General features: G+C 70.3%; 8 protein-coding genes, 1 tRNA gene, 3 pseudogenes and 1 riboswitch. Of the genes and pseudogenes, 3 read left to right on the top strand and 9 right to left on the bottom strand.

Features of this window, described 5'->3' with window-relative positions:
* Together L0H79_RS18000 and L0H79_RS17995 are read right to left on the bottom strand one after the other, a co-directional pair.
* A partial coding sequence (locus tag L0H79_RS18000; RefSeq protein WP_301486021.1) for a MoxR family ATPase occupies positions 1 to 1,038 on the bottom strand: 1,038 nt, incomplete at its 3' end.
* A gap of 154 nt (positions 1,039 to 1,192) precedes the next feature.
* Positions 1,193 to 2,305: a Zn-dependent alcohol dehydrogenase gene (locus L0H79_RS17995; protein ID WP_301486020.1), complete on the bottom strand. Its 1,113-nt coding sequence runs from the start codon at positions 2,303 to 2,305 to the stop codon at positions 1,193 to 1,195.
* 394 nt (positions 2,306 to 2,699) lie between these two features.
* On the opposite strand from L0H79_RS17995, the gene L0H79_RS17990 reads away from it, so the two are divergent.
* Positions 2,700 to 4,778, top strand: coding sequence for an FAD-dependent oxidoreductase (locus tag L0H79_RS17990; protein WP_301486019.1), 2,079 nt, complete (start codon positions 2,700 to 2,702; stop codon positions 4,776 to 4,778).
* Positions 4,779 to 4,805: 27 nt separating this feature from the next.
* Here the strand turns inward: L0H79_RS17990 and L0H79_RS17985 are convergent, their stop codons facing one another.
* Entirely contained in the window at positions 4,806 to 5,240 is a 435-nt protein-coding gene (locus L0H79_RS17985) for a VOC family protein (protein ID WP_301486018.1), read from the bottom strand.
* Between the two features lie 371 nt (positions 5,241 to 5,611).
* Here L0H79_RS17985 and L0H79_RS17980 point away from each other — a divergent pair.
* Positions 5,612 to 5,818, top strand: a pseudogene (locus tag L0H79_RS17980) (type II toxin-antitoxin system Phd/YefM family antitoxin); the annotation flags it as partial.
* Between the two features lie 85 nt (positions 5,819 to 5,903).
* On the opposite strand, the gene L0H79_RS17975 reads toward L0H79_RS17980, so the two are convergent.
* From L0H79_RS17975 to L0H79_RS17965, 3 genes are read right to left on the bottom strand one after another with little or no spacing between them, the layout of a single operon-like run.
* Complete coding sequence (locus L0H79_RS17975) at positions 5,904 to 6,293, bottom strand: type II toxin-antitoxin system death-on-curing family toxin (RefSeq protein ID WP_301486017.1); 390 nt, start codon at positions 6,291 to 6,293, stop codon at positions 5,904 to 5,906.
* A complete protein-coding gene (locus L0H79_RS17970; RefSeq protein ID WP_301486016.1) occupies positions 6,290 to 6,487 on the bottom strand; it encodes a DNA-binding protein in 198 nt (65 codons plus the stop codon). Before L0H79_RS17970 ends, L0H79_RS17975 begins: the two co-directional genes overlap by 4 nt.
* Positions 6,488 to 6,536: 49 nt before the next feature.
* Positions 6,537 to 6,785, bottom strand: a complete 249-nt coding sequence (locus L0H79_RS17965) for a hypothetical protein (RefSeq protein ID WP_301486015.1) — start codon at positions 6,783 to 6,785, stop codon at positions 6,537 to 6,539.
* A gap of 50 nt (positions 6,786 to 6,835) precedes the next feature.
* Here L0H79_RS17965 and L0H79_RS17960 point away from each other — a divergent pair.
* Positions 6,836 to 6,904, top strand: a pseudogene (locus tag L0H79_RS17960) (DUF2510 domain-containing protein); the annotation flags it as partial.
* A gap of 91 nt (positions 6,905 to 6,995) precedes the next feature.
* On the opposite strand, the gene L0H79_RS17955 reads toward L0H79_RS17960, so the two are convergent.
* From L0H79_RS17955 to L0H79_RS17945, 3 genes and pseudogenes are all read right to left on the bottom strand, one after another.
* Positions 6,996 to 7,068, bottom strand: a tRNA-Thr gene (locus L0H79_RS17955).
* Positions 7,069 to 7,190: 122 nt separating this feature from the next.
* Positions 7,191 to 7,844: a transglycosylase family protein gene (locus L0H79_RS17950; protein ID WP_367652491.1), complete on the bottom strand. Its 654-nt coding sequence runs from the start codon at positions 7,842 to 7,844 to the stop codon at positions 7,191 to 7,193.
* A 32-nt stretch (positions 7,845 to 7,876) separates the two neighbouring features.
* Positions 7,877 to 8,051, bottom strand: a riboswitch (cyclic di-AMP (ydaO/yuaA leader).
* 223 nt (positions 8,052 to 8,274) lie between these two features.
* Positions 8,275 to 8,997: pseudogene (locus L0H79_RS17945) on the bottom strand (serine/threonine protein kinase); the annotation flags it as partial.

The following is an 8,997-nucleotide window of genomic DNA, read 5'->3' as shown; positions in this document are numbered from 1 at the left end:
GGGTTGGGGGGGGGGGGGGGGGGGGGGGGGCCGGGCGGGCCCCCGGGGCCCCCCCGCCCCGGGGTCCCTGGCCGGGTCCTTCCCCCCGGCATCGTCCCCCGAGTCCTGGTCGGCCGGCCGGCCGATGTGCTGCTCGTAGAGCTCGGTGATGATCTCCTCCGCGGTCCGCCGTGTCGTCGGTGCGAGCCGTACCCGGCCGGAGAGCGCGACGAGCGCAGCGTCGAGGCCGACATCGCCGAGGGTGCTCCGCCGGCGGCGGGCGAGCGCGGCCGCGAGCCGGGTCAGGTCGATCGCGCCCCGCACCGAGGACCCCACCCGAAGCTCGGGATGCTCGCGCGTGGCGCGCACGAGGGAGACGGCCCGCCGCACCCAGTCGGCCTCCGGAGCGGTGCCCGGCGCGGCGTCCGGCCCGGTATCGGGCGCGGTGGCCGGCCCGGTATCGGGCGCGGTGGCCGGTGCGGCATCGGACGCGGTGGGCGGGGCGATGGTCCGGGTGGGAGCAGGTGGTCGGGCCAAGGCCGCCAGCACGATCTCGGTCTCGCTCTGCGGGTCCTGGTAGCCCATGGAGATCCGGCACGTGCGGTCCGACAGCGCCCCCGAGATGCGGGCCGTGCCGACGGTGTCGAAAGGGTTCATCGCGGCGACGAACCGGAAGCCGGGCGCGGCCGCGACCCGACCCAGCCGGGGCACCGCCACCTCGCGCTCGGACATTGCGGTGAGCAGCACGTTCAGGGTCTCCTCGGGCACCCGGTTGAGCTCCTCGATGTAGAGCAGGGTCCCGCCCCGCATCGCCTCGAGCAGCGGCCCGTCGACGAACACGTCGGGGTCGTAGCCCCGGGACAGCACGAGGGCGGGGTCGAAGTGCCCGACGAGGCGGGCCGGGGTGAGCTCGGCGTTGCCCTCGACGAAGGCGAAGCCGACGTCCCGGGCCCGGGCGACGGCGCGCAGCAGGGTGGACTTGCCGGTGCCCGGTGGCCCCTCGAGGATGACGTGGGCCTCGGCTTCGAGGGCCGCCTCGAGCAGCTCGCGTTCCGGCACGCGCCCGATGACGTCGGGGGCGCCTGGCTCGGCGCCATCTGCGCCAGTCCCGGGTCGCCCGCTCCCGGGACGCCCGGTCCCGGGCCGCGCGGTCGGCGCGGTCCGGGGCGGTGGCACCATACGGTCGGGCGCCATTGGGAGCGAAGGCATTTCCTCAGTGCTCGTGCACGAGCACCCCACGCACGTTCTTGCCCGAGAGCAGGTCGTCGTAGCCCTCGTTGACCTGGTCGAGGGTGTACGTCTTCGTGATCAGCTCGTCGAGCTTGAGGTCGCCGGACTGGTAGAGCCCGAGGATCTTCGGGATGTCGGTCATCGGGTTGCAGTCGCCGAAGAGGCTGCCCTTGATCTTCTTGCGGAAGAGGGTCAGGACCGAGCCGGACAGCTGGATGGTGGGCAGCTCCATCTTGTTCAGGCCGGTGAGCACGACGTTGCCGTCCTTGCCGACGATGTCGAAGCCCTGCTGGACCACCTCGGAGGTCATCAGGCCCACGGTGAGGATCGCGGAGTCGGCCATCTGCCCCCGGGTCAGCTCGGTGACCGCAGCCATGGCCTCGGCTGCCGTGGCGAACGCGTGGGTGGCCCCCAGCTCGAGTGCCTTCTCCCGCTTGTTCTCGAGCGGGTCGATCGCGATGACGTTCTTCGCGCCGGCGTAGCGCGCGCCCTGGACGGAGTTGATGCCGATGCCTCCGACGCCGATGACGACGGCGGTGTCTCCCGGCCGGACCTCGGCCGTGTTGACCGCGGAGCCCCACCCGGTCGGCACGCCGCAGCCGACCAGGACGGCCTTGTCGAGGGGCAGGTCGTCGTCGACCTTCACGCACGAGTTCTGGTGGATCACGCTGTGCTGGCTGAAGGTTCCGAGCATGCACATGGCGCCGTAGTCGCCGGCGGGGCCGGTGAACGGGAAGCGGTTGCCGGGCAGGTAGCCCTCGAGGATGGTCGCGCCCATGTCGCAGATCGACTGGCGCCCGGTCGAGCAGTAGCGGCAGTTGCCGCACGAGGGGATGAACGAGCAGACGACGTGGTCGCCCTCGGCGACCCGGGTGACTCCTGCGCCGACCTTCTCGATGATGCCGGCGCCCTCGTGGCCCAGCACCATGGGCAGCCGCGCCGGGAGATCACCGTGGGCGATGTGGACGTCCGAGTGGCACAGGCCTCCGTACAGGTACTTGATGAGGACCTCTCCGGGTCCGGGGTCGGACAGCTCGAGCTCCTCCACGACGATCGGCTTGCCGGGCTCGTAGACGACGGCGGCTCTGGTCTTCATTGACTCTCCTCGTGGGCGATGGAACCGACGGTGGGTCCTCCCAATGTTTCACAGTCGCGACGAGCAATCAGGGGGCGAATCGGACGACTTCTGTCGTGTCCGGCGTCGATGGCAGGACGGGTGTTGGTCGAGGGCACTGTGAGGCCCGTGGGACAGGACGGAGCGACGAAGGGCGTGGCTGTCCAGCTCCCTGGCCAGGGTTCCGCCGAACGACCACTATCGCGGTTGGTTCACACACTCGTGCTGAGCGACGGCCGGACACGCGAATAGCGGTCGTTCGGCGTGACCGGCCTCCCGACCGAGGCGCTTGTCCCAACCCTCCCGCGAGCAGGTCGGCACCGGCGGTCCCGACGACAAGCGCGACTTTCCGCGGCTGCCACGGCAGAGTGAGCGCATGGACCGTCCCCGCCCGACCCAACGCGACCCCCGCCACGACGTGCTCTTCGAGCCGGTGACGATCGGGCCGCTGGTCGCGAAGAACCGCTTCTTCCAGGTGCCGCACTGCAACGGGATGGGGTACCGGGACGTCTCCGCGCTCGCCCGGATGCGGGAGGTGAAGGCCGAGGGCGGCTGGGCGGTGGTCTGCACCGAAGAGGTGGAGATCCACCCGACCTCCGACCTCACGCCTGCCATCGAGGGGCGGCTCTGGAGCGACCAGGACATCCCGGCCATCGCACGGGTCGCCGAGGCGATCCACCGCGGCGGCGCCCTGGCCGGTATCGAGCTGACCCACAACGGGATGTCGACCGCCAACCTCGCCAGCCGCGAGGTTCCGCTGGGCCCGTCGGCCCTCCCCGTGCTGTCGTCGCACCCGGTGCAGGCCCGGGCCATGACGACGGACGACATCGCCACGCTGCGCGGCTGGCACCGGGCCGCGGTCCGGCGCAGCCTGCAGGCGGGATACGACCTGGTCTACGTCTACGCCGGGCACGGCCTGGCCGGCGCCCAGCACTTCCTGTCACCCCGCTACAACCTACGCGAGGACCAGTACGGCGGCCCGCTGGCCAATCGAATGCGGCTGCTGCGCGAGCTGATCGAGGAGACCCTGGAGGAGGTCGACGGGCGGGCTGCCGTCGCCGTCCGGCTCTGCGTCGACGAGCTCACCGGTGACGCCGGTCTGACGCGCGCCGAGACCGCCGAGGTCATCGGGACCCTCGCCGAGCTGCCGGACCTGTGGGACTTCATGGTCGGCGACTGGCCCAACGACTCGTCGACCTCGCGGTTCAGCCCGGAGGCGGTGCACACCGAGCACCTGCGGGGCCTCAAGCAGCTGACGAGCAAGCCGGTCGTCGGGGTCGGACGCTTCACCTCTCCGGACACGATGGCCGAGCATGTCCGCACCGGGATCCTCGACCTGATCGGTGCCGCACGGCCCTCCATCGCCGACCCGTTCCTGCCCTCGAAGATCGAGGCGGGGCGCACCGGCGACATCCGCGAGTGCATCGGCTGCAACATCTGCGTCAGCGGCGACGAGACGTCCTCGCCGCTGCGCTGCACGCAGAATCCCACCATGGGTGAGGAGTGGCGGCGGGGCTGGCACCCCGAACGGATGAACCCGGCCAGGTCTCAGGCGCGTGTCCTCGTGGTCGGCGCCGGCCCGGCCGGGCTCGAGGCCGCCCGCGCGCTGGGGCGGCGTGGGTATGACGTCGCGCTGCTCGAGGCGGGCCGGCAGCTCGGCGGGCGGGTGCTGGACGAGGCGGCGCTGCCCGGCCTGAGGGCTTGGCGCCGCGTGGTCGACTATCGCGAACAGCAGCTGGAAGGGCTGCCCAACGTCGAGCTCTACCGCGAGAGCGAGACGAGCGCCTCCGACGTGCTCGAGTCCGGCTTCGATCACGTCGCGATCGCCACGGGTGCCCGGTGGCGCGGTGACGGGGTGGGGCGCTGGCACACCCGGCCGCTGCCGGTGGGTGACGGGACCGAGATCCTCACGCCCGACGACCTGTTCGCCGGGGTGCGTCCGGCCGGCCGTTCCGTGCTGGTCTTCGACGACGACCACTACTACCTCGGTGGGGTCCTCGCCGAGCTGCTGCGCAGCGAGGGGTATGACGTCACGGTCGCCACGAGCGAGCCTCAGGTGTCGTCGTGGACGGCCAACACGCTCGAGGTCCGGCGTATCCAGGCCCGCCTGCTGCGCGCCGGGATCACGCTACTGACCGGGCAGGCCGTTGTGGCCGTGCACCGCGAGAAGGCAACCCTCGAGTGCGTCTACACCGGCGAGCGGACCGACGCGGTCGCGCGGAGCGTCGTGATGGTGACTGCCCGCTCCAGCCGCAGCACGCTGTACGAGGATCTGCTCGCACGACGAGCGGAGTGGGGCGACGCCGGGATCGCCTCCGTCACCGCGATCGGCGACTGCCTGGCGCCCTCGACGATCGCTGCCGCGGTCTACTCCGGGCACCGCTATGCGCGGGAGCTCGACGAGCCAGAAGTGCTGGTGCGGCGGGAGGTCACCGCCTTGGCAGAGACCTATTAGGCATCAGACCGGCACGTTTGCGGCCGATCAGTCGAGGCAGAACTCGTTGCCCTCGATGTCCTGCATCACGAGGCACGACTCGTTGTGGCCGTCAGCGAGCAGGAGCCGCACACGTACCCCACCGAGCGCGACCAGTCGGGTGCCCTCGGCCTCGAGGACGGCCAGGCGCTCGGTGCCCACGAGCCCGGTGCCGACCCGCACGTCGAGGTGCAGCCGGTTCTTGACGACCTTGCCCTCGGGAACGCGTTGGAAGAACAGCCGCGGACCGACACCCGAGGGGTCGATGCAGGCGAACGCTGAACCCTGCTCCTCCGGCGGCAGCCGGCGATCGAAGTCGTCCCAGGTGGCAAACCCATCCGGTGGCGGCGGTACGACGTACTCCAACACCTCGCACCAGAACCGAGCCACGCGCTCAGGTTCTGCACAGTCGAAGGTGACCTGGACCTGCTTGACCGACGCCATCGATCCACCATAGAGGCGCGCGATCCGGCTGCACGGACCGCACCACGAGGAGAACAACGAACAACGACGAGAACAGCGGTTGCGTCGTCACCGGGGCGAAGATGGAGGGCCCATTCCCACGCGCCGACGCCATCGCCGGCATCACCACGGACGCGTCCGACTGCTTGGCTGGGACCAGAAGAAAGTCATCGACGAGGGCCTCGGGGTCCGTCCTGTGGACGTAGCCTGCCACGACACCGCCGGAGGCGACGTCGAGTCGGGGTGGGACAGCCCGGAGGTGGATACGCGGGCATCGGCGCGCAGATCGTCCAGGTCCAGCACCGGACCTGAACCTGCTGCACGCTACGCATTAAAGCGCCACAATTGTGAGCATGGCCGTTGAGCCGCTCCGAGACGTCCGAAACCACTTCAGCGACGTCATCGACCGCGTCGAGCACGAGCACGAGCGTGTCACAGTCACCCGCAACGGCCGCCCCGTCGCTGTCATCCTCAGTCCCGACGACCTTGCCGAACTCGAGGAGACCCTGTCGGTCCTCAGCGACCCGCAGGCCCTGACCGACATCCGAGAAGCCGACGCAGCCTACTCGGCCGGTGACGTCATCCGCGGCATCGACGCCGCGCGAGGCGTACCGAGTGCGCCCGGTGCGCAGGGGTTTTGCGGCGCTAAGACGCAGGCCCGATCCGGGCGGCTAGCCACGCAGAGATTTCCGGCGCGTCCACGCGGCCAGCCGCTGCAGCGAGCATCAGCTCTTCTGCCTCGTCGATCACGTAGACAAGATCTCGACCGTTGATGAGGCAGAAGACGCGGGTTGACGACCACGCCAAACGCCTATTCCCATCCACCAGCGCGTGGTTGCGAACCAGGGAATGCAGCAGCGCCGCCGCCTTGTCGGTGAAAGTCCGGTACGCGTCGTCGCCGAATACGCTGATGGCCGGTCGGGCGGCTGCCGCTGCCAGCAAGCCCGGGTCTCTCACTGCGACCTCGCGCATCACCCCCGACGCGATCTCCAGGAGATCCTCGACCGACAGGTAGTCGAACCCTGCGTCACTCACCTGCTCAGTCGCTCGAGCAGCTCACGGTCCTCTGTGCTCACCCGTTCGATAGCGGCCTGGAGTCGCTGGGGGCGGTCCGACACGTACTGGGCGATGGCCGCTCGAGCGACCTCCTGCATGGACCGGCCTTCCTGGTCGGCCTTCGCGCGTAGGGCATCGCTTTCGGCGTCGGTGAGCCTCAGATTCATCGCCATACGGTGATGGTACCGCAGCGGTACCATCGACGCACGTTCGCGACTACCATCATCGTTCGGCATTCAACGAGAGGACGATGATGGGTTGCTCAGAAAGACGATGAGCGTCAGCTCGGCAGGGCTGGTTCCGTATCGCAACAAGGAAGAACGTGCGACGAAGTACGCCAAGCAGACCCGGAACGCTGCCCGGGCGCTCGTGGCGCAACAGGCGGTCGACCTGCAACTTCAGCGCGATCAGGCCGAGGGTGTCCGCCAACTCAACACACAGGCAGAGGCTCGACGCTTCGAAGCGGCGCATCAGTCCCACCGCCCGCGCCCGTCACTTCGAGTGGCCCTCCCGCCGGCTGGTACAAAGATCCTGAGGGTGAGATGACTCGTTGGTGGGACGGGACGGCTTGGACCGAGCACCGCAAGTAGAGCAAGGGGCACAGAAGGGCTGGGCTGGGCCGGGCCGTCACCGATGATGCCGGCCCAGCGCTCGTGTCGTTCCTTGGGGGTTCAGGTCGAGAGCTGGCGAGGGGACTCGAACCCCTAACCCCCTGTTTACAAGACAGGTGCGCTACCGGTTGCGCCACGCCAGCGAATGCCCGCCACCTCGGACGGGACGCCGAAAGCGTAACCGAGCGAGCGGCATACCGAGAAGGTGACCGGCCCCGCGAGGGGAGGGGAGATCTCGCGAGGCCGGTCGGGCGCGCTCATCTGGTCACGGCAGGCGGATGACCTGGCCGACGTAGATGAGGTTCGGGTTCTGGATCGAGCCACGGTTGGCGTTGTAGAGGGCGTGCCAGCCGCCCCTTACGTGGTGCCTGGCGGCGAGCTTGGAGAGGGTGTCGCCCCGCGCGATGGCGATCCGCTTGCCATCGCCCGTGTTGGCCCTGGGTGCCGCGTGGGTGCTGGCCCGGTTGGTCTTCTTGGGTGCGGCGTAGGACTTCTTGGTCGTGGCCTGCTTCGGGGCGGCCTTGCGGGTCGCCGAGCGGGAGGCGGCGGCCGAGGAGGACGCGCCGCCGTTGGCGCGGGTCAAGCCGGCGCGCACGGAGCAGACCGGCCAGGCGCCGGGGCCCTGCGAGGCGAGGGTGCGCCGGGCGACCGCGATCTGCTGCGCCTTGCTCGCGAGGTCGGCGCGCGGCGCGTAGGCGCCACCGCCGTACCCGCGCCACGTGCTGTAGGAGAACTGGAGTCCGCCGTAGTAGCCGTTGCCGGTGTTGATGTGCCAGTTGCCGCCCGACTCGCAGGCCGCGACGCGGTCCCAGACCGAGGAGGCGCTGGCAGAGCCGGCCATGGCGATGCCGCCGAGGATCGTTGCCGCGCCGGCGATGCCGACGCCCGCAGCACGTTGCTTCAGCGAGACCTTCTTCACGGCAGCATGCTTCGACTGGTGGTATTGCATCTTGTTCCTTCCTGACGGCGCCTGCGGAGTTAGCTGTCGGGTTGGGGCGTCAGGTGCCCCGTCGCTCACGCGACCTCACCCCAAGGCCCTGGCGGGCCATGTTGGGTCCCCCGTCCTCGCCCGTGCCCGGGACCCGGGCTGCGTCCCTTGGCTGGCGAGGCTCGGCGCGCCAAGGGACCGGTTTCGTTGGTTGCGATGTGCACTTGTGGGTCCCGCTCAGGTGGCCCGAGCAGGGGGAAGCGGCACGGTCCAAGCCCTGAGGGGATCTCGGTGGGCTCCGAACGGATGCCGCTGCGCTTAGACGGTACGGGACAGTTGGGGCCCGCGACAAGCCGTTCCGATACTTTCTTGTGACCTTTTCTTGACCGATCCTTTACCGGATCGGCGATCGGTCGCCTCGTCAGCCCCCGAAAGGATTGCCGCTCCAAGGCTGCCAGTCGAGGCTCGCACCCCGAGACAGCGCAACGGCAGCGAGGATCAACCCGGTTGCCACACAAGCGAACCCGACGACCTGCGTGGGCAGGCCCGGGGGAATGACCCGACGCACGACCGAGCGGGAGCCGCGCCGCAGTGAGGTACCGCCCGGGCCCCACCACAGCATGAGCAGGCCCGCGGCGGCACCGGCCAGCAGGGTGCCGGGCGAGCCCGGGATGAGCTCGCCACCGCGCAGCGCGGCGGCGAGCAAGGACGACGCGAAGACCGCCGCGACCGTCACCGCGGCGGGAAGGATGAGGGCCAAGACGGTTGCCAGGGCCCCGCCGACGAGGTGGTAGGGGCTCGCGGCGAGGGCCCAGGGCACATCGCTGCGGCGCCGACCACGGTCGTAGCGGCGCCGGACCAGCCCGGTCATCGACCGGTCGACCGAGCGCCCGAGCAGGGACCAACCCGCCAGGACGAGCAACGCGATGCCCGGCATCGCCGCCGCCAGCCCGAGCCAGGCCGCGCCGAGAGTGAGCAGTGTGCCGGTGCGCCGCGCGAGCCCGACGCGCGGGTCCCCCTCACGGGGGGGCAGCTCGTCGTCCTCGTCCCACTCGTCCGAGCGACCGTCCACGTCGTCGTATGCCGCTGAACCCGCTCCCTGCGGCACCGGCGCCCCGGTGGGGGGTGGCCAGTACGACTCCGG

Origin of the sequence: Intrasporangium sp. (genome assembly GCF_030452765.1) — a bacterium.
Taxonomy (GTDB): Bacteria; Actinomycetota; Actinomycetes; order Actinomycetales; family Dermatophilaceae; genus Intrasporangium_A.
This window is presented reverse-complemented; position numbering and strand designations above follow the sequence as displayed.

Coding starts and splice junctions, on each gene's coding strand:
- L0H79_RS17990 (WP_301486019.1), top strand. CDS start 2,700: ATGGACCGTCCCCGCCCGACCCAACGCGACCCCCGCCACGACGTGCTC.
- L0H79_RS17970 (WP_301486016.1), bottom strand. CDS start 6,487: ATGGCGATGAATCTGAGGCTCACCGACGCCGAAAGCGATGCCCTACGC.
- L0H79_RS17995 (WP_301486020.1), bottom strand. CDS start 2,305: ATGAAGACCAGAGCCGCCGTCGTCTACGAGCCCGGCAAGCCGATCGTC.
- L0H79_RS17965 (WP_301486015.1), bottom strand. CDS start 6,785: ATGCGCCGCTTCGAAGCGTCGAGCCTCTGCCTGTGTGTTGAGTTGGCG.
- L0H79_RS17985 (WP_301486018.1), bottom strand. CDS start 5,240: ATGGCGTCGGTCAAGCAGGTCCAGGTCACCTTCGACTGTGCAGAACCT.